The following is a 17780-nucleotide window of genomic DNA, read 5'->3' as shown; positions in this document are numbered from 1 at the left end:
CTGTGCTCACTCAGCAGCAGTCGCACTCGTCACCGCGCTCGGGCACCGCCACAACCGGGCAGCACGGATCACCCTTCCACGCGTTGATGCCTTCCTTCACGGCGATGACGGCGATCACCAGTGCCGCAATCGGGTCCGCCCACGACCAGCCGAGCACCGAGTTGAGCAACAAACCGACCAGCAAGACCGCAGAAAGGTAGGTGCAGAGCAGCGTCTGCTTCGAATCCGCGACCGCCGAAAGCGAACCCAACTCCCGACCTGCTCGGCGTTGCGCATAGGACAGAGCCGGCATGATCGCCAAACTCACTGCAGCCAATACTATTCCGACGCTCGTGTGCTGCGCTTCACCCAGACCGAACAGCGACCGAATCGCGTCGAACGAGACGTACGCAGCGAGCCCGAAGAACGAGAATGCGATCACTCGCAGTGCCGTCTTCTCACGGCTCGTCGGATCCGGGGCCGAGAACTGCCAGGCAACCGCTGCCGCCGAGGACACTTCGATCACGGAATCGAGGCCGAAACCGAACAGTGCTGCGGACGACACCCGCGTGCCCTCCGCCAGCGCGATGATCGCTTCGACGACGTTGTAGCTGATGGTGATCGCCACGAAGATGCGAATTCGTCTCGACAAGAGCGCACGCCGGGCAGTCGAGAGGCCGCCACCGTCAACGGGCGCGACCATCAGCAGCATCCTTCTGATTCACTGTCCGGGCAGTACGACGGATCCACCGCGAGTACGACCCCGAGCAGGTCGTCGAGGGCCTGACCGATATGTGCGTCGGCGAGTTCGTATCTGGTCCGGCGCCCTTCCGGGACGGCCACTACCAAGCCACAACCGCGCAGACAAGCCAGATGATTGGACAGCTTCTGCCTGGTCACAGCCAGTGCTTCAGCGAGGTCGGACGGATACCGAGGGGCGGTTTTCAGTTCGAGCAGTATCCGTGTCCGAGTCTCGTCGGACAAGGCATGCCCGAACCTCGCAAGCACCGCCACGTTGGTCACCACATCTACGCCCTCGACATCCATACGTACGATAGTACATCGAAATCTGTATTCAGAAAACAGTGAACTCAGATGGTTCAAGATCTCTCCATCGGGTAACGCAAGCGTGAAGCCACCCGACCGGATAAGCGAACACCGGGAGTCCACATCCGATGAACCGTACAAAAGTCGACGATCACGTAGCGATGGCCGAACTACCGACAACCGGCAGCATCTTCCAGGCCTCCTGGCCGGTGCGTACGGGCGACATCCACACCGACAAGCAACTGCGCCTCGACGCGATCGCGCGCTACCTCCAAGACGCGGGCTTCGACAATCTCGTCGACCGCGGCGCCATGGATACACACCCGCTGTGGATGGTGCGAAGGACGGTGATCGACGTACTCGAACCCGTCATCTGGCCGGATCGAGTTCATCTGCAGCGCTGGTGTTCCGGACTCTCCAGCAAGTGGTGTTCGATGCGGGTTCGGATCAGGTCCGACAGCGGTGGATTGATCGAGACCGAGGCATTCTGGATCAACATCGACCCGAAAACCGGAATGCCGGCAACCATCAGTGAAAAGTTCACCGCTGCCCTGGCATCGACGGCCGTGGACGAGCATCTTCACTGGCGTCGGTGGATCGACCCCGACACCGACAATCAGGCGGATTCTCCATTCCCGTTGCGCTCGAGCGATTTCGACCCTTTCGATCACGTGAACAACGCGATCTATTGGCAACCCGTGGAAGATGCACTGCCCGAAAAACTACGAAGCGAACCCTTTCGCGCGATCCTCGAGTACACCCAGCCCGTCAAGAGAGGTGAGCAGGTGAGCGTGCGAACCGGCACGAACACGCTGCACATCGACGCCGGCGGCGAGGCACGTGCATCCGCTCGATGGTTTGCCCTGACCTCGAACCACAGCGATCAGGGGTGAAGTTTTCCGAACCCCACGACGGCGGAGTCGGATTGCCAGTGAAGATCATGGACCCGCACCTTGCCGAACTCGTTGCCGCCGACCGTGATCGCCGAGTCACCGTCCACTGCCACAACGATGTTGGTGTGCTGACCTACCCATCTCGAACTGTCGTAGATCACCACATCACCCACGCTCGGGGTGTACCCGCTGCCGTTCTCGGCGTACGCGCCGATCCCCTGGTAGTACTCCTGCAAGGTGTACACCCCCGGGATACGCCAGCTTCCGGAGTTCGGGTTCGACAACGGTCTACCCGCTTCCCTCATGATCCAGCTGACAAAATCGGCGCACCATTCTTCGTCGATACCGTCGGAATAGAAAGTGCCCGGACGGTCCCGCTCGTGCTCGGATTGCAGCAGTTCGAGCACTCGAGCCTGGTCCGCAGTCACCGAACTGGCGTCGACCGTCGGGAACTCGGCAGTGTCCCAGGGCAGATACCGCGAAGGCGCGACCGCGACGACAACCGCCCCGACCACGATCACGACGCCGAGCACCCCGGCAATCCAGAGCAAGATACGGCGGCGACGGTTGGGTTCGGCAGGACTCACCCTTACGAGTGTGCCAGCCTGCCGAGAATCGAAGCGCCAACCACCCCGATGACCTGGCACTTCTCATCAAACTCACACGAATGTGCCACCAAACTATTGCTATGGCACCAAAGTGGTGCCATTGTGGTGCCATGGACTTGACACCGTACGTAGACAACCTTCGCCACGAACTCGCGGTGGCGGCCGAAGCAGGCGGAGAAGACGCAAAGGCCCTCGCCGATCGTTTGACCGCACCGCTGGAATCAGCAGTGCGACTCACCCTTCTCGACGCATTGTCTGCGGCAGTCGCCGAGATCACGCGTGACCTCGCCCCGGGCTCGGTGGACCTGCGCCTACGGGGACGCGAACCCGAATTCGTGGTGGCACCAGCCATCAGCGAACCGGCTCCGGCCCCCGCCGAAGAGGAACCGACTCCGGCTCCGCGCCCCGTCACGGAGTCCGACGACGCCTCGATGACTCGAATCAACCTGAGGCTGGGGCAAGACCTCAAAGACCGGATCGAGGCGGCGGCCAAGGAAGCCGGGATCTCCGTGAACGCGTGGCTGGTTCGCGCGGCTGCAACTGCACTGGAAGGCGGCATGAGCAGAAGCACTCCGAGACAGCGCACGTCCCAAGGCTCCGAAAGCTTCAGCGGCTGGGTGCACTGACACCGGCTTCACCTTTCGCACGACCCTCTATCACCAACCGAGACAACCTCATCGGGAGTATCACCATGCCTACATTCAGCACACCTGACCCCATCACCTTGAACTTCGACGTGGCAGTCGGACACATCCGGATCGCTGCGAGCAGCCGCAACGACACTGTCGTGGAAGTGTTGCCCAGCAACTCGTCTCGCGAGGTAGACGTTCGAGTCGCCGAACAAACGCGCGTCGAATTCGCAGGTGGCCGGCTACAGATCAAGACTCCGAAACAACGTGGCCTCGGCATTTTCGGGAAGACAGGATCTGTCGACATTGCCGTTCAGCTTCCTTCCGGCTCGGAACTCGAAGGCACTGCAGCAGTTGCCAGCCTTCGCGCCGAAGGCACTCTCGGACGCTCACGCGTGAAGGTCTCGGCCGGAGATTGCACACTGGACACCACCGGACCGCTCAACCTCAGCACCGGCGCCGGAGCGATCATCGTCGAGCATGTGGCCGGTGACATCGACACGAGCACCGGGTCCGGAAGCATCCGCATCGGCCGCGTCGACGGCAACGCGGAGGTCAAGAATTCCAACGGCGACATCAACATCGGCACGATCACCGGCGCGCTGAAGGCGAAGACCGCCAACGGAAGCGTCGCCGTCGAACACGCCGAATCCGACGCGAGCGCCGCAACCGCCAACGGCGACATCCGTTTCGAGACCATCGAGAGTGGAGTCGTATCCGCCAAGACGGCCGCCGGACGAATCCATATCGGCGTTCGATCCGGAACCGCCGCACGATTCGACGCTCATACGTCCTTCGGCCGTGTCGACAACCAGATGAATGCCACGCACGGTCCGGCTTCCACCGAACGCCGGGTAGACGTCCGGGCGCAAACCAGCTACGGCGACATCGTCATTCGACGTTCGGAGCCCCGAGAAGAATCCAACAAGAAGATCTAGCGAAAGGAACGCTGATGTCCCGTAAACCAGCCATCACCGCGACGGGTCTGAAGAAGGCCTACGACGACAAGACGGTACTGGACGGAATCGACATCTCCGTCGACCGCGGAACCGTCTTTGCACTGCTCGGCCCCAACGGCGCCGGCAAGACCACCATCGTGGAAATCCTCTCGACCCTCGTTCCCGCAGACGGCGGCGACATCCGCATCGCCGGGTACAACCCTTCCGACGATCCTGACGCGGTACGGTCGCGCATCGGTGTCACCGGACAATTCTCGGCGGTAGACGACTACCTGTCCGGCGAGGAAAACCTTCTCCTCATGGCCGATCTTCACCACCTCGGCAAGGACGAACGCCGCACTCGCACTGACGAACTCCTGGAGAAGTTCGATCTGCAGGGCTCCGCGGACAAACTCGCGTCGACGTACTCGGGCGGAATGCGCCGACGGCTCGACCTGGCAATGACGTTGATCGGACGACCGGAGATCATCTTCCTGGACGAGCCCACCACCGGCCTCGATCCCCGGAGTCGACGCACCATGTGGCAGATCATCCGGGAGTTGGTCAAGGGCGGTGTCACCATCTTCCTCACGACGCAGTACCTCGAGGAAGCCGATCAACTGGCCGACCACATCGCCGTCCTCGATCAGGGACGGATAGTCGCCCAAGGTACGGCAGCGGAACTCAAACGACGCATCCCCGGCGGCCACATTCGTCTTCACTTCATCGATCGAGACCAACTCGACTCTGCTGCTGCTGTTTTCGACGAGTCTACCCGTGACGATGCCGCGTATGTTCTGCAGGTTCCCAGCGACGGCGGTGTCCGCTCGCTGCGCTCTCTTCTCGACCAACTCGACGCTCACTCGATCGACGTCAAGGAACTCTCCGTGCACACACCGGACCTGGACGACGTGTTCCTGACTTTGACCGCCACCGAAAGGACCGACGCGCGATGACCACCATGACGCTTGCCTATCAGGACTCGAAAACCATGCTGCGTCGCAGCATTCGACACATCCTTCGATATCCGTCGATGACGGTGATGCTTGTCGGGATGCCAGTCGTCTTCCTACTGCTGTTCGTCTACGTGCTCGGCGGAACGCTCGGGAACGGCCTCGGCCCAGGCGGTGGCGGCCGAGCCGAGTATGTCAATTACGTTGCACCGGCGATTATTCTGATGACTGTGGCATCAGCGGCACAAGGTACTGCCATCTCCGTCGCAACCGATATGACCGCGGGGATCATTGCACGATTCCGCACGATGGCGATCACGCGCACGTCCGTCCTGACCGGTCACGTTCTCGGCAGTCTCCTTCAGACGGTCGTGAGCCTCGTTGTAGTCATCGCCGTGGCGATAGCCGTCGGCTTCCGGCCTACTGCAGGCTTCGTGGAGTGGGTTGCCGCGTTTGCTCTCCTCATCCTGGTCTCCATCGCGATGATCTGGTTGTCCGTTGCCTTCGGCCTCGTCAGCAAGAGCGTCGAGACCGCCAGTAATCTTCCAATGGTGTTGATCCTCTTACCTTTCCTGGGAAGCGGATTTGTCCCCACCGACTCGATGCCGACCGTGTTGCGATGGTTTGCCGAGTATCAGCCGTTCACTCCGATCATCGAGACTCTTCGAGGACTTCTTCTCGGCGAAGCGATCGGGAACAACGCCATACTCGCGATCGGATGGTGCGTCGCAATCACCTTCCTCTCCTACCTCTGGGCGCGGAGTTTGTTCAATCGACGCCCGGTGCGCTGACCTCGAAACACACGATCTTCGAGAACAGGTACGGTGTCGCTGTCGTCGAGTTCCGAGGCGATGGCGACGTCGTGTGGAAACCCCATGACGATCAACTCGCGTCCTGAGGCACAGTCCCGCAGGCGGTCCTCGTACGAATCCGACACCGCTGTCCAGGCATCCGCCGCCATCTGCGCCTCGGGCGACAGGGAACCTTCCCAACCAGCCGCGGTCAACGCCGTGACAACCCCGCCGGCGCCCCACAGATCCTCCACTGCCGGGCGCAACTCTCCACCGGGCCACTTCTCCCCGGATGCGACTATCGCAACCCGCGATCCCGGACCATGTTCGTGCACAATCCAATCAGCGACGGCGGAAGCGTTCCTCCATGAAGCGCCGACACACACCGCAACCTCGGACGCCAACGCAAACGCGATGGTCGACCCGTTCGGCGACGGCAGTACCAGCCGACTCGGCACCTCGGCCTCGCGAATCGTCTTGGGAGACAGACTGATCTGTCCCTCCCTGGCCACACTTCGTCGTACTGCAAGAACCGCATCGGCATCACGCGCGTAATCGACCGCACTCTCGTCGTTCCAGGAATAGGGAAGTACGTCGATTCCCGCGTCGGCGGCGACGCTCAGCGTCGTCGTGAACGAGAGAACGTCTACCACCACTGCCACATCGACGCCGACAGCAATTGCTTCGGCGCCGCGCAGGCCCCAGTCGAATCGAAGTCCGTACTCGAGTTGGCGATGCTCCGGATTCATCGCACCAGCATCTCAGAAACGAATCAGCTTGTCCGGCACGCACAAATCCTCGTGCTCGTACAGCCCTCGCACGGCAACTGGATCGTCGCCGGCGCACACCTCGGCGATATCGTCGAGCAGTAGGTCGTAGTCGGCGCCGGTCTTTCCGTCGTAGGCGTCCGTCATACGACCCCACTCGTCCCACGGCAGGGTTTCGACCTTGTTCATCGCGGCAAGATCCTTCACTGCGTTGCCTCGGATCTCGGCAGGCCCCCAGTTCTGGGTGCCGTACACCCCGAACTGGGACCCGTCGATCTCGCCGCGTCGATACGCCAGCCACGCCTCACCACCACTGAGGAATTCTCCCGGCTGCAGGTTATGAGCGCGAGGAAGGACGTTCTGTCCGAGGATCTCCGAATCGATGCGGATCCACCGCTTGCCGGCGTCGTCCCAGTACTCGGTGATCCAGTGGTCCACGCCCTGTCCCGGTTGAAAGTAGGTGGCAAAACCACAACGGACGCGAGCGGCAATTCCACGGTGGCGCAGAAACGCACAACTCAAAACAGCAAAGTGCCGACAGGTTCCGACGAGCCGCTTGTCGGGTTCTCGGGCGGAGGTCACCGGTGCCGGATCGAGCGCAAGCAAGCGTTGGAGCAGAACGCTTGCCGGCCGGATCTGGTTTTCGTCGAATCGGTCGGTGGGCAGATTCAGCGACCGCGCATCGGTGGGTTGGACCACCAGGTACGGCACTACCCGGCATATTTGCACGGGGTCGGTGGGGAGCGACTCGAGGGCGAGCGGGTCCACTCCGTCGATGCGGGTGAACGGTCCTGCTGATGTGTAGTCGAGAACCGCCGTCATGGGCGGAGACTAACAAACACTGCCGACACTGCCGCTCCACTATGGTTAGGGTCCCATAACCATGAAACCCGAGGTTGCTGTGAACCCAATGTTGAGCCGCCGTGCCATGCTGTCCGTCACCTTCGCCACAGCAGCAGGTTTTGCCCTTGCTGCCTGCGGCGACAGCGCGAAGGACGAATCCACTCCCGGCACCGAAGGTGCTCACGCCGAGGCCAACGCCTTCCCGGTGACGATCGACCACAAGTTCGGCTCCACCACCATCGGGCAGGCGCCCAGCCGCATCGCAGCGGTCGGTATCGGCGACGCAGACGTTCTGCTTTCCCTCGGGCTGACGCCCGTCCTGGTCCCGGTGTGGAAGGGATCGACCGACGACGGAATCGGAGTCTGGGCCGACTCGGCAGTCCAGGGAGCCGAGCCGACACCATTGGCCAACGCCACCACCGATTTCGACATCGAAACGATCGTGGCAGCAGCGCCTGACCTGATCATCGCCGTCAACAACGCGATCGACGAGGATCTGTACAAGCAGCTCAGCGCCATCGCGCCGACTGTGCTTCACGCCGCCGATCAGACGGATTGGGTTCTGCCCTGGCAGGAAGTCACGACCCGCATCGGTACGGCTGTAGGCGTTCCCGCGCAGGCAAAGCAGGAGGTCCAGGAAGTCGAAGACCTCATTGTTCGCACCCGCGCGGAGAACCCCCAGTTCGAAGGCAAGACAGCAGCTCTCGTCATTCGCTGGAGCGACGGAAATCTGCGGGCGTTCAGCCCTGAGGCAGCGCGCGCTCAGTTGCTCACGCAATTGGGATTCACGGCTCCTGCCGCATTGAAGGATCGGTTCGCGGGCAAGCTGAATTACGAGATCTCCGCCGAGAACTACGACCTCCTCGAGTGCGACTACCTGCTCTTCGACAACTACGAAAAGGCTCGCCCCGAGATGGAGACGCAGCCGGCGTTCACCAATTTGAACGTGGTCAAGACCGGCGGCCTGATCAGCTTGGACCCCATCGTCAGTGACGCGGTGTCCATGCCGAACCCGCTCACCATTCCGTTTGTGCTGGAAGATTTTGTAGCAAAGATCAATCAGACGATCGCGGGTCGATAACCTTCGTCCGACCGGACCACACCCACAACACCACAGCCGACACGGCCACGCAGACCGAAACGATCACCCATGGTGACGCCGGCGCTGCGTGGCCGTTGTCGACTAGGTCGTACACGAATCCGACTCCCACGGTTCCCAGGAGCGCGAGCAGACCGCCGATCGTGTTGAGCATGCCGAAGTGCGCTCCGAGGTTGCTTTCACGACCGAGGATGGCAATGGTGTCTCGCATCGGCGGCACCATCAACATCTGTCCCAGGTGCAGCAGCCCGATCCACACCGCCAGACCGACTATCTGCGTCGACGCCGAAACTGCGGAGTCGACGCCGGTGACCAGCGGAACCAGGAACGACACCGAAATGAGCACAAGCCCGAAGGTGATCGCGCGTCGATGCCCGATGCGGTGGGCAACCGCGACCGTCGGTCCTTGCCCGACGATCACCAACACCGCTGCGCCCACGTAGAACCATCCCAGCGCCGACTGCGAACCGATACCGCGCTCGAGCTGTTCCGGAAGCATCAGGTACAGCTGGCTGTACGCAACCAGCTGAAAACTGCAGAGCGTCGCGAAGAGCAGAAAGTTGTTGTTGGTCAGCACGCTTCGCCAGACGTCGCGCAGCGTATAGGTCGACACCGGGCCGTCGTGGGCATCGCCCGGCCGCGGGAACCAGATGAAGAACCCGACCCACATGATCGCGAACAGCAACGCCGCGCTCGACGCCGTCCACGAGAACGGAAACATCAACAGAGCAGCACCCAATGCCGGACCGATCACGGTTCCCAGGCGGCTGCACATCTGTTCCACTGCAAACAGATCCGTACGACGCATGACTCCTGAGGTTTCGAGTTCGCGTCCGTATTCGGCGTTGGCCGACTCCACTGCGGGTGCGAACAGAGCCGCGGCGAACCCGACCAGAAGCACACCGACGATCACCGCTGCCATACTCTCGGCCAATCCGAGCATCAGGAAACCGACCACGCGAACTGCGATGCCCAGCAGAATGATCGGACGCTTGCCGAACCTGTCGGCGAGGCTTCCACCGATGAAGAACATGCCCTGCTGACTGAACATCCGGAGTCCGAGGACCAGGCCGACAATCCAGGCCGCGAATCCGAGGTTCTCCGAAAGGTGCACCGCGAGAAAGGGGACAACCAGATAGAACCCGATGTTGAACAGCACCATCGAAAGAAGGAGCAACTTCACCACCGGCGGCAGGACACGAACCTTCGCGAAGGTCTTGTTACCGGGGAAACGCTCACTGAGTACCACGACCAGAAGACTATTGCCCGCGCGGTGTTCTGTGGAAATCTGCCATTTTGCAATTGGTTAACTGTCCGTTTAGGTAGCGATGGTAATCATCTTCCGGGGGTTCGAGCACACGACAACGAGAGCCGGGATTTGATGAATGGATTGACGCGCCGTCAGATGGTCAAGGCGATGGCGGTAGCCGCAGGGACAGTCACCGCAAGCGCATTTACCTTGGGTGCCAATACCTCCGTCGCGGGGGCGAACCCCGCGCAGGAGATCAAAGTGCTCTCCCTCAATACCTGGCACGGCGGAACCAAGATCAACGGTGGCCTGCAGCTGATCGCCGATATGATCATCTCGACCCAGGCGTCGATAGTTCTCCTGTCGGAAGCCGGCACTGCGACAACTGTATTGGCCGACATGCTGACCAAATCAGGAACCACCTTCTACGGAGCAGCGTCCTCCGACGTGGGGATTCTCTCCAAGTTTCCGATCGAGGAAACAGCCGACCTGAACTCGATGATCAAGGCAGTCGTGACGGTCGACGGCAAACAAATCGCTGCTTACTCGGCACATCTGGCCTACACGTCCTACGCGACCTATCTACCGCGCGGATACGGCGCGGGTGTTCCCAAGCCTGGAGAGTTCTCCGAGTTCGGCTGGAACAAGATGCCGTCCGGTCCGGTCACGGACCCCGAGACGGTTCAGCGTGTGAACGTCAATTCGGGACGACCCCTGGCAATTTCGACGTTCATCGACGATGCGGCCGCAGAACGGGCGAAGGGCAGGTCCGTCATCCTCGGCGGCGATTTCAACGAACCGTCGGCCCTGGACTGGACCGACGGCACGCGAAATCTGTTCGACCACAACGGTGTCGTCATTCCGTGGGAATCCACCCGTCTGCTCGACCAAGCCGGATTTGTCGATGCATACCGCAGCAAGTACCCGAACCCGGCTACACACCCGGGCTTCACCTGGCCGTCCGACAATCCCGACGTCGACACCTCACAGCTCACCTGGGCACCCGAGGCAGACGAACGCGATCGGATCGACTACATCTTCGCCGACCGCGCTTCCGAGCTGAAGTTGGGATCTGTAGGAATCATCGGACCCCGAAAGACGATCGTGCACAACAAAAGAGTGGAGGAGAACTCCCAGGACAACTTCATCGCTTCACCGACGCCGTGGCCGACCGATCACAAGGCCGTTCTTGCGACGTATCGTTTTGCCAGCTTCGGCGGCGGATCATCTACCGGTTCGTGGAGCGGTTCCTGACAGGGCATCTCGTAGCCAGTCGATCATCATCGGCGTCAACTCGGGCAGCTTGGTCACTGCGCAGTGCCCCGCATCCGGGATGACGTGTACCTGCGTGTTCGGGCGCTCTTCGAAGAGTGTTGTGTCCGAGAGCGGGATGTGTACGTCGTCGGCCCCGTTGACCACAAGCATCGGGGTCCGGCCGTCGTCGGCGGTCATCAAGACACTGCGATCGAACGCACGGAGACCCTGTACCAGCGCCTCTTTGGTTGCCGGGGCATCGAAACCCAGTGCGTTTCCGACGATGTCGCCCATGCCGTAGACCAGGCGCTCGGCGTTCGCGGTCTCGAACGCACCCTTGACCGGGGCGCCGATGTTGATCACCGCATCGACGGCGCCGGTCAACCCCGAGCGCACGGCGAAGTTTCCACCGAAGGAGACTCCCAGGTGCGCCACCTGCCCGTTGCCGAGAGCGCGAGCCGTCGATACGAGCCCGTCGATCACCTCGTCACCGAAAGCATCGAGAGGAACGGGTGATTCACCAGTTCCCGGCTGATCGAAAGCAACAACCGTCACCCCGGCGTTCTTCGCGAACGCGCTGGCCAACGGATGCATGTCCATCTTCCAGCCGTCGACGCCGCCGCTGAGCAACAGGACGGGTGCGTCTTCGTACCGTCCGTCCGCCGAGAGGATGTGTACCGGTAGCTCGATCTCGCCGTTTCGGTAGGGCAGGGAGAGGATTCGACGCTCGAACTCGAGCCCGAATCCTGGTGCTGCCTTGACGTATTCGTCCACCTGATTGCGCAGAGCCCGTCGACGGGATTCGTTGGCCAGCACCGGGAACTTGGCGATTCCGTAGATCATCGCTGCCAGGGAATGATTGCCGGCCGCGGAGTACTTCGCCGCCAGCGCCGACCACTCGTACGACCAACCACCCGGCGCGTCGGCCCAGGTCGAGTCGATGGACGCGCGCAGTTCCTCGAGATCCGAGACGGGGAGCCCGAAGCTCAGAAACTGTCCTGTGCGCTCTTCGAAGAGGCCTCGGTGATCGACAGGAAATTCGTATGACATGGGAAAACACCCCTCAATTCATCTCTAATGCAACGATCAGTTGCATTAGCTCAGTGAACCACGTGTCTCCAGCTAACACAACACCTTGTTGCGATAAGGTTGACCCATGACCTCGACACCACAACGGCCCGGAGGGCGTAGCGCCAGGGTGCGCGAGGCCGTCCTGGCTGCCACCGCGGCCGAACTGTCCGAACGCGGATTTGCAGCGATGAGCATCGAGGACATAGCCGCCCGTTCCGGAGTCCACAAGACCACCATCTACCGGCGATGGAGCACGCTGTCCCAACTGGTGGCCGACGCGGCTGTCGAGGTGTCGGCAACTACCGTCCCCATCCCGGATACCGGTTCCATCGAATCCGACCTGCGCGAGATGGCCAGATCGATAGTCGCACTGGTGACAAGCGAGTCGGGCGGCGCGTTGGTGGCTGCACTGTTCTCTGACGCGGTTCGTACGCCAGAAGTGGCAAGACTCAAGCGCGAGTTCTATTCCGCACGTTACGAACTGGCCGACATCGTGGTCCGCCGAGCAGTCGAACGCGGGGAAATCTCCGAGAAGGTCTCAGCTGCTGATCTTCTGGCGGCCGTCGCCGCGCCCATCTACTATCGCCTGTTGGTCGCCGATCTACCTGTCGACCAGTCGGTTGCCGATCGCGCTGCTGCCGGCGCGCTCGCTGCGGCGCACGCCGGAGCACTCGATCAGACCGAATGAGCCAGTGAATTCAGCGCTTCCACGATTGCCTCGTTGAATCCACCCCCGCCATGCCCGGCGTCGTCGAGCACCACCAACTCACTGCCCGGCCAACGCTGGTGGATCGCCCAGGCAGTATCGAGTGGTCCGGAAATGTCATACCGGCCGTGCACGAGAATCGCGGGAATCTCGGCGAGACGGTCCATTCCGTCCAGGATCTGATTCGGCGCGAGGAAGCAATCGTTGGCCCAGTAGTGCGTGACCAGCCTGGTCATCACCCGACGGAAGTCCGGATTCTGGTATCGAACACTCGGAGTCCACCCCGGCATCAGCGAGACATGTACGTCTTCCCAGCGGCACCACTGCACCGCAGCATTTTCCCGCACAACCGGATCCGGATCGGCGAGCAGTCGCGCGTATGCCGCGGGGAGGTTCCCGTCACGCTCTTCCACCGGCAGCGGCGCGACGAACTCTTCCCATTCACGCGGAAATATCCTGCCCATGGCACGGGTGATCCATTCGATTTCCACTCTCGTCCCGCCGGTGATCGCGCCCAAAGCCATCGCGATCACCCGCTCGGGAAACGCTTGGGCGTACACCAGACCCAAACTGACGCCCCAAGAAAGGCCGGAAACGATCCATCGTTCGATACCGAGATGTTCACGAAGACGCTCGATGTCGTCGAGGATGTGCGCCGTCGTGTTCACGGTGAGATCGACGTCCGGGCTACTCGCGAGAGGAAGGCTGCGCCCACAGCCTCGTTGATCGAACAGAACTGCGCGAAAGGTTTCGGGATCGAAAAAACGCCTGGCACCGACAGTGCACCCGGAACCGGGGCCACCGTGGAGATAGAGAACCGGGACACCGGCCGGTTTACCGACGGTCTCCCAGTAGAGGCTCTGACCATCGGGCACTTCCAACAGTCCCGACTCGTACGGTTCGACGGGCGGGTACAGGACAGCGCTCATAGGCGGTAATTCTTCCATCAACCGACGTGTCCGGTAAGCAGCACGCGTCCGGGCTATGGCCTAGCGTGGACAGGACACCTCTGCGACGGGAGTAAACCAGATGCGTGATGGGTTCAGGTTGCCGGGGTACGGCGGCGCCGCGGTATTCCTTCGCAGTCATGCGGTACCCGCCGCTGTCTTCGAATCCGACGTACCCACACTCGTTTTCGACGTAGGCCTGCTCAGCCCCGATCGGTTCAATCAGTATCTCAGCAGACACACCGACGAAGGATTTGTCGAACGGCTGGCGGCGTTCTTCTTTCACGCGGCCGCAGACTTTCATCCCGAGAAATCGCTTCCGGCGTTCACCGACGAACGACTCGGGCTGATGATCTCGGTCTGTTCCAGCACCGATCGAGAGGTGGAACTCGACTTCTCACTCGCCGAGGATCCCGAATCGGAGGACACCGAACGCGACGAGATGACCTTCGAGACAAGCCGAGTCGTCCTCGCGACCTCGGCTCAAACGGTTTCTCGACTCACCGGTGGAGTAACCACCCACTTCGACGGAGAGTGGTGACGACATGGGTTTCCTCTTCGAGGTTCTCGATTTTCCCGACGGCAGTCGGATGACCGACCTGTGGAACAACACATGGGCCGAGCCGGCAACCGGAGAGGAGATCGCGTCCGGCCACTTCATTCACCTCGGAGACGATCAGCACGTCGACGTGGAGACAGATTTTCTCAGTAGCCACCTCCCCTTCAACGTGGCAGGCTTCGGCGGAGTCTTTCCCGACGGCAAACCCTGGATGTTCGTCATGCAGAAGGCACCGGCCGACCTCGCGACCAGGCTGCGCGGTGAGGACGATCCACATTCGCTTCTGCGCGGATCACTCGACCGCGCCATGTCTTTCAACCCCGATGCACTGGTGGCCGAGGAATTGTCCTGGAGGCATGACGATCTGGTGAAGGTGTACGAGGAAGAGGGGATCCCAGCAGCATCCATCGCCGGCTGGTCGGCCGCGGACCTCCTGCGCGGCCTTTTGGCGCAGTGTTGCAATGCCGAACTTGCCGCCGTCGTCGCCGGATACCCCGAATGTGCCTACCCCGAATCGGCGCATGCGTGCGAAGCAGACGTGTTCTCCGACGTGTTCGCCGGTTGGGTCAGCGGACTGCGGTGATGTGACGGAGGAGACCCCACCCTCTCCATATTTCGGAGTAGACTCATTTATGAGCGTGATCCGAAATGAGACGAGGTGAGCGGGATGACGAAATCGGACCAAGAGTTGGGTCGTCGTGAACGCAACAAACTCGAGAAGCAGACACGCATCTTCGACGCCGCGGCCGAACTGTTCGCGGAAAAGGGCTACAGCGCAGTCACAACTCAAGAAATTGCCGATCGCGCCGATGTAGCCGGTGGCACCCTCTTTCGTTACGCCGCAAGCAAAGCCGAGCTACTGCTCATGGTGTACAACGCGGAGTACCGCAAGCAGATCGAACTGGGAGAAGAGCGTGAGGCCAAATCGACGGGCACAGAAGATCGTGTGCTCGAGCTGGTTTCACCCCTGCTGATCGCGAGTCGCCGAAACGACGAGAACACCGGTATCTACCAACGCGAAGTGTTGTTCGGCGAGCCCAGCGAATGTTTCCGGGCCGAAGGTCTGGAACTCTCGCAGCGCCTGCAAACGCGGATTGCGCAAATCTTGCTCGAGGGGCACCCCAACCACACCACCCGAACCATCACTGCAGCGCGAACGATTTCCAATGTGCTGCACTTCGAAATAGCCCGCGCGGCATTGGACCGGATCACGGCTGACGAACTCACGAACATCGTTGCCGCACAAGTTCGATTGACGCTTGCCGGACTACCCACCGAAAAGGATTGAGGATCGAAAATGACTGAACTGAAGCAGATCACCGTTCTGGGTACCGGAGTTCTCGGCTCGCAGATCGCCTATCAGACCGCCTATCACGGATTCGACGTCGTCGCGTACGACATCAACGCCGAGGTCATCGAGAAGGCCAAGGCTCGGTTCGACTCGTTGGCCGCGGCCTACAAGGCCGAAAACGTCGAGGGCGCCAAGGAAGGCAAGGCCGACGAAGCGCTACAACGTATTTCGTACTCGTACGATCTCGCCGAAGCCGTGACCAAGGCCGATCTTGTCATCGAGGCAATTCCCGAGGACATCGCCATCAAGCGCGACACCTACGAGAAGCTCGCCGCAGTAGCTCCGGAGCACACGGTGTTCGCAACCAACTCCTCGACGCTTCTGCCGAGCGACCTCAAGGAGTTCACCGGCCGCCCCGAGAAGTTCCTCGCACTGCACTTCGCAAATCACGTGTGGGTCAACAACACTGCCGAGGTCATGGGCACCGAGTCCACCGACCCCGCCGTGTACCGCGAGGTCGTCGAATTCGCGAAGAACATCGGCATGGTGCCGATCGAACTCAAGAAGGAGAAGGCGGGTTACGTACTCAACTCACTCCTGGTCCCGCTCCTCAATGCAGCATCCGACCTGCTGATCGACGGCATCGCCGATTCCGACATGGTCGACAAGACGTGGCGTATCGGCACCGGAGCCCCGTTCGGCCCCTTCCAGATCATGGATGTCGTCGGGTTGACCACCGTCTACAACATCTCCTCCCAGGGCGGCGAGAAGCAGCGCGCGTTCGCCGACTACATCAAGAAGAACTACATCGACGAAGGCAAGCTCGGCGTCGCTGTCGGCGTGGTAGCCACCGCGCGGACGTCTGTTGTCAGTAAGTCCGAAACCACCCTGAGCGATTGTGACGCAAGCTTCTTCACGTGCGAACCCATCCTCAGGAGAGATCCCCACATGCGTCGTTCCGCCATCTCGGCACTCACAACACTGGTACTGCTCGGCGCCGGAACACTGGTCAGCACACCCGCTGTCGCCGCTCCCCTCGCGTGTGGCGGAATCTCCACCGGTTCGTTCTCAGGCTCCGCCGGCGGCTCGGAGTACCTGTGCGCCAAAGAAGGTGACCTTCTGGACGTGCGCATCGGCGACGTTCATGCGACGCAGCCTTCCCTCGGCTACGACGAGGTGTACTACAAGCTCGGGCGATACACGCTCGGAAAAGACACGATCAACAAGAAGTTCGACGACTGGTGCGAGGCGAACGGCCAGATCCAGGCTGCGACCGCTACTCCTGCCTCGACGCTGAAGGACCCGTCGTCCTTCACCTGCCAGCTTCCAGTGGGTCAGGAAACCGCCGAGAGCATCGCGCCCATGAAGACCGTGGTCGTCGGACCCCGCGGCGATCTCTACCTGACCGACGGTCACCACACCCTCACGTCCTTCATCGAGACGGCCGACGGAGGCCCCGACCTGCACGTGCGACTGCGGGTTCTCGGCAACCTCAGCGGCCTGAGTGAAGGCGCCTTCTGGACCGAGATGGAAAAGAACAAGTGGGTCTGGTCGGGTGACGTGGACGGAAACCAGGTACCGGTCCAGTCCCTGCCGAAGAGCGTCGGCCTGGCCAACTTCGCCGACGACAAGTACCGCAGCCTGATGTACTTCTCCCGCGACATCGGATTCGCCGCCGGCACGATTCCGTTCCAGGAGTTCTACTGGGGTGCGTGGGTCCGCGACGCCGCGCCCGTCGACCTCACCAACTGGAATCGCGACGACCTCTCCAGCTACCTGGCCACCGTGAAGTCGGTGACCAAAGCACAGACCGCGTTGGCGGGTGATGCCGTCGTCGACAGCGGGTTCACGGCCGCCGATCTCGGAGTCCTGCCGGCCTGGAACGACGGCAAAGCGGAGTCCAAGGGCGAGTTCGCAAAGCTGTCGAAGCCGTACACAGACGACAAGCCGGGCAAGATCGCCTACGCACTTGCCTACAAAGCAACCCTCTGACCTGCTCAGATCCAAGTCACACCCAACAAACTTGACTAAGGTAAGCCTCTACTCAGTAGTCTGATCCCATTCGGGTGCCGCTTCATCGAAGCAGCGACGCCCTGCCCTGACGGAAACCATGCCGTCGTATCTGCCCGGTCGATCAATCTCCGGGCAACCAGGAC

General features: G+C 61.4%; 20 protein-coding genes and 1 pseudogene. 13 read left to right on the top strand and 8 right to left on the bottom strand.

Annotated features, from left to right (window positions below; translation table 11 throughout):
• Positions 1-10 precede the first annotated feature (10 nt).
• Together AC1DWA_RS10725 and AC1DWA_RS10720 are read right to left on the bottom strand one after the other, a co-directional pair.
• Complete coding sequence (locus tag AC1DWA_RS10725) at positions 11-691, bottom strand: cation efflux transmembrane domain-containing protein (protein ID WP_477846015.1); 681 nt, start codon at positions 689-691, stop codon at positions 11-13.
• Positions 682-1026, bottom strand: a complete 345-nt coding sequence (locus AC1DWA_RS10720) for an ArsR/SmtB family transcription factor (RefSeq protein ID WP_020971196.1) — start codon at positions 1024-1026, stop codon at positions 682-684. The genes AC1DWA_RS10725 and AC1DWA_RS10720 overlap by 10 nt, the downstream gene beginning before the upstream one ends.
• 128 nt (positions 1027-1154) lie before the next feature.
• On the opposite strand from AC1DWA_RS10720, the gene AC1DWA_RS10715 reads away from it, so the two are divergent.
• Positions 1155-1919, top strand: a complete 765-nt coding sequence (locus tag AC1DWA_RS10715; protein WP_042953235.1) for an acyl-[acyl-carrier-protein] thioesterase — start codon at positions 1155-1157, stop codon at positions 1917-1919.
• Here the strand turns inward: AC1DWA_RS10715 and AC1DWA_RS10710 are convergent.
• Positions 1910-2506, bottom strand: a complete 597-nt coding sequence (locus tag AC1DWA_RS10710; protein WP_021345932.1) for a CHAP domain-containing protein — start codon at positions 2504-2506, stop codon at positions 1910-1912. The genes AC1DWA_RS10715 and AC1DWA_RS10710 overlap by 10 nt on opposite strands.
• A 131-nt stretch (positions 2507-2637) precedes the next feature.
• Between AC1DWA_RS10710 and AC1DWA_RS10705 the strand changes: the two genes are divergently transcribed.
• The 4 genes from AC1DWA_RS10705 to AC1DWA_RS10690 all read left to right on the top strand — a co-directional run bounded on the left by AC1DWA_RS10705 (position 2638) and on the right by AC1DWA_RS10690 (position 5838).
• The gene (locus AC1DWA_RS10705) at positions 2638-3153 is read left to right on the top strand and encodes a toxin-antitoxin system HicB family antitoxin (RefSeq protein WP_020971199.1); all 516 of its coding nucleotides are present in this window, start codon (positions 2638-2640) and stop codon (positions 3151-3153) included.
• A gap of 65 nt (positions 3154-3218) precedes the next feature.
• On the top strand, positions 3219-4094 hold the full coding sequence (locus AC1DWA_RS10700; RefSeq protein ID WP_477846014.1) for a DUF4097 family beta strand repeat-containing protein: 876 nt from the start codon (positions 3219-3221) through the stop codon (positions 4092-4094).
• 14 nt (positions 4095-4108) lie between these two features.
• Positions 4109-5050, top strand: a complete 942-nt coding sequence (locus tag AC1DWA_RS10695; RefSeq protein ID WP_021333361.1) for a daunorubicin resistance protein DrrA family ABC transporter ATP-binding protein — start codon at positions 4109-4111, stop codon at positions 5048-5050.
• Positions 5047-5838: an ABC transporter permease gene (locus tag AC1DWA_RS10690; RefSeq protein WP_080910301.1), complete on the top strand. Its 792-nt coding sequence runs from the start codon at positions 5047-5049 to the stop codon at positions 5836-5838. The genes AC1DWA_RS10695 and AC1DWA_RS10690 overlap by 4 nt, the downstream gene beginning before the upstream one ends.
• Here the strand turns inward: AC1DWA_RS10690 and AC1DWA_RS10685 are convergent.
• A complete protein-coding gene (locus tag AC1DWA_RS10685) occupies positions 5793-6587 on the bottom strand; it encodes a 2-phosphosulfolactate phosphatase (RefSeq protein WP_477846013.1) in 795 nt (264 codons plus the stop codon). The genes AC1DWA_RS10690 and AC1DWA_RS10685 overlap by 46 nt on opposite strands.
• Positions 6588-6599: 12 nt before the next feature.
• On the bottom strand, positions 6600-7427 hold the full coding sequence (locus AC1DWA_RS10680) for a transglutaminase-like domain-containing protein (RefSeq protein ID WP_047888266.1): 828 nt from the start codon (positions 7425-7427) through the stop codon (positions 6600-6602).
• A gap of 88 nt (positions 7428-7515) precedes the next feature.
• Here AC1DWA_RS10680 and AC1DWA_RS10675 point away from each other — a divergent pair, with 88 nt between their 5' ends.
• On the top strand, positions 7516-8529 hold the full coding sequence (locus tag AC1DWA_RS10675; RefSeq protein WP_225989364.1) for an ABC transporter substrate-binding protein: 1014 nt from the start codon (positions 7516-7518) through the stop codon (positions 8527-8529).
• Here the strand turns inward: AC1DWA_RS10675 and AC1DWA_RS10670 are convergent.
• The gene (locus AC1DWA_RS10670; protein ID WP_477846012.1) at positions 8504-9796 is read right to left on the bottom strand and encodes an MFS transporter; all 1293 of its coding nucleotides are present in this window, start codon (positions 9794-9796) and stop codon (positions 8504-8506) included. The two genes, AC1DWA_RS10675 and AC1DWA_RS10670, sit on opposite strands and share 26 nt — an antisense overlap.
• A 132-nt stretch (positions 9797-9928) precedes the next feature.
• Here AC1DWA_RS10670 and AC1DWA_RS10665 point away from each other — a divergent pair, with 132 nt between their 5' ends.
• Positions 9929-11050, top strand: coding sequence for an endonuclease/exonuclease/phosphatase family protein (locus tag AC1DWA_RS10665; protein WP_113682753.1), 1122 nt, complete (start codon positions 9929-9931; stop codon positions 11048-11050).
• Here AC1DWA_RS10665 and AC1DWA_RS10660 read toward each other — a convergent pair.
• Positions 11021-12100 (bottom strand): alpha/beta fold hydrolase, encoded by a 1080-nt coding sequence (locus AC1DWA_RS10660; protein ID WP_047888270.1) that lies wholly within the window; start codon positions 12098-12100, stop codon positions 11021-11023. The two genes, AC1DWA_RS10665 and AC1DWA_RS10660, sit on opposite strands and share 30 nt — an antisense overlap.
• 106 nt (positions 12101-12206) lie before the next feature.
• Here AC1DWA_RS10660 and AC1DWA_RS10655 point away from each other — a divergent pair, with 106 nt between their 5' ends.
• Positions 12207-12809 (top strand): TetR/AcrR family transcriptional regulator, encoded by a 603-nt coding sequence (locus AC1DWA_RS10655; RefSeq protein WP_051253138.1) that lies wholly within the window; start codon positions 12207-12209, stop codon positions 12807-12809.
• Here the strand turns inward: AC1DWA_RS10655 and pip are convergent.
• A complete protein-coding gene (gene pip, locus AC1DWA_RS10650; protein WP_477846011.1) occupies positions 12797-13756 on the bottom strand; it encodes a prolyl aminopeptidase in 960 nt (319 codons plus the stop codon). The genes AC1DWA_RS10655 and pip overlap by 13 nt on opposite strands.
• A 100-nt stretch (positions 13757-13856) precedes the next feature.
• On the opposite strand from pip, the gene AC1DWA_RS10645 reads away from it, so the two are divergent.
• From AC1DWA_RS10645 to AC1DWA_RS10625, 5 genes and pseudogenes are all read left to right on the top strand, one after another.
• Complete coding sequence (locus AC1DWA_RS10645) at positions 13857-14315, top strand: hypothetical protein (RefSeq protein ID WP_019745870.1); 459 nt, start codon at positions 13857-13859, stop codon at positions 14313-14315.
• Positions 14316-14319: 4 nt separating this feature from the next.
• Complete coding sequence (locus AC1DWA_RS10640; RefSeq protein WP_020909569.1) at positions 14320-14916, top strand: hypothetical protein; 597 nt, start codon at positions 14320-14322, stop codon at positions 14914-14916.
• 84 nt (positions 14917-15000) lie between these two features.
• Positions 15001-15621, top strand: coding sequence for a TetR/AcrR family transcriptional regulator (locus AC1DWA_RS10635; protein ID WP_021333352.1), 621 nt, complete (start codon positions 15001-15003; stop codon positions 15619-15621).
• 9 nt (positions 15622-15630) lie between these two features.
• Positions 15631-16464: pseudogene (locus AC1DWA_RS10630) on the top strand (3-hydroxyacyl-CoA dehydrogenase); the annotation flags it as partial.
• A 108-nt stretch (positions 16465-16572) separates the two neighbouring features.
• Positions 16573-17616: a ParB-like protein gene (locus AC1DWA_RS10625; RefSeq protein WP_477846040.1), complete on the top strand. Its 1044-nt coding sequence runs from the start codon at positions 16573-16575 to the stop codon at positions 17614-17616.
• Positions 17617-17780 lie beyond the last annotated feature (164 nt).

The organism is Rhodococcus sp. P4_F3_2, assembly GCF_056401335.1.
This window is presented reverse-complemented; position numbering and strand designations above follow the sequence as displayed.

Coding starts and splice junctions, on each gene's coding strand:
- AC1DWA_RS10720 (WP_020971196.1), bottom strand. CDS start 1,026: ATGGATGTCGAGGGCGTAGATGTGGTGACCAACGTGGCGGTGCTTGCG.
- AC1DWA_RS10700 (WP_477846014.1), top strand. CDS start 3,219: ATGCCTACATTCAGCACACCTGACCCCATCACCTTGAACTTCGACGTG.
- AC1DWA_RS10645 (WP_019745870.1), top strand. CDS start 13,857: ATGCGTGATGGGTTCAGGTTGCCGGGGTACGGCGGCGCCGCGGTATTC.
- AC1DWA_RS10625 (WP_477846040.1), top strand. CDS start 16,573: ATGCGTCGTTCCGCCATCTCGGCACTCACAACACTGGTACTGCTCGGC.
- AC1DWA_RS10640 (WP_020909569.1), top strand. CDS start 14,320: ATGGGTTTCCTCTTCGAGGTTCTCGATTTTCCCGACGGCAGTCGGATG.
- AC1DWA_RS10690 (WP_080910301.1), top strand. CDS start 5,047: ATGACCACCATGACGCTTGCCTATCAGGACTCGAAAACCATGCTGCGT.
- AC1DWA_RS10725 (WP_477846015.1), bottom strand. CDS start 691: ATGCTGCTGATGGTCGCGCCCGTTGACGGTGGCGGCCTCTCGACTGCC.
- AC1DWA_RS10635 (WP_021333352.1), top strand. CDS start 15,001: ATGACGAAATCGGACCAAGAGTTGGGTCGTCGTGAACGCAACAAACTC.
- pip (WP_477846011.1), bottom strand. CDS start 13,756: ATGAGCGCTGTCCTGTACCCGCCCGTCGAACCGTACGAGTCGGGACTG.
- AC1DWA_RS10675 (WP_225989364.1), top strand. CDS start 7,516: ATGTTGAGCCGCCGTGCCATGCTGTCCGTCACCTTCGCCACAGCAGCA.
- AC1DWA_RS10685 (WP_477846013.1), bottom strand. CDS start 6,587: ATGAATCCGGAGCATCGCCAACTCGAGTACGGACTTCGATTCGACTGG.
- AC1DWA_RS10660 (WP_047888270.1), bottom strand. CDS start 12,100: ATGTCATACGAATTTCCTGTCGATCACCGAGGCCTCTTCGAAGAGCGC.
- AC1DWA_RS10680 (WP_047888266.1), bottom strand. CDS start 7,427: ATGACGGCGGTTCTCGACTACACATCAGCAGGACCGTTCACCCGCATC.
- AC1DWA_RS10715 (WP_042953235.1), top strand. CDS start 1,155: ATGAACCGTACAAAAGTCGACGATCACGTAGCGATGGCCGAACTACCG.
- AC1DWA_RS10665 (WP_113682753.1), top strand. CDS start 9,929: ATGAATGGATTGACGCGCCGTCAGATGGTCAAGGCGATGGCGGTAGCC.
- AC1DWA_RS10655 (WP_051253138.1), top strand. CDS start 12,207: ATGACCTCGACACCACAACGGCCCGGAGGGCGTAGCGCCAGGGTGCGC.
- AC1DWA_RS10695 (WP_021333361.1), top strand. CDS start 4,109: ATGTCCCGTAAACCAGCCATCACCGCGACGGGTCTGAAGAAGGCCTAC.
- AC1DWA_RS10705 (WP_020971199.1), top strand. CDS start 2,638: ATGGACTTGACACCGTACGTAGACAACCTTCGCCACGAACTCGCGGTG.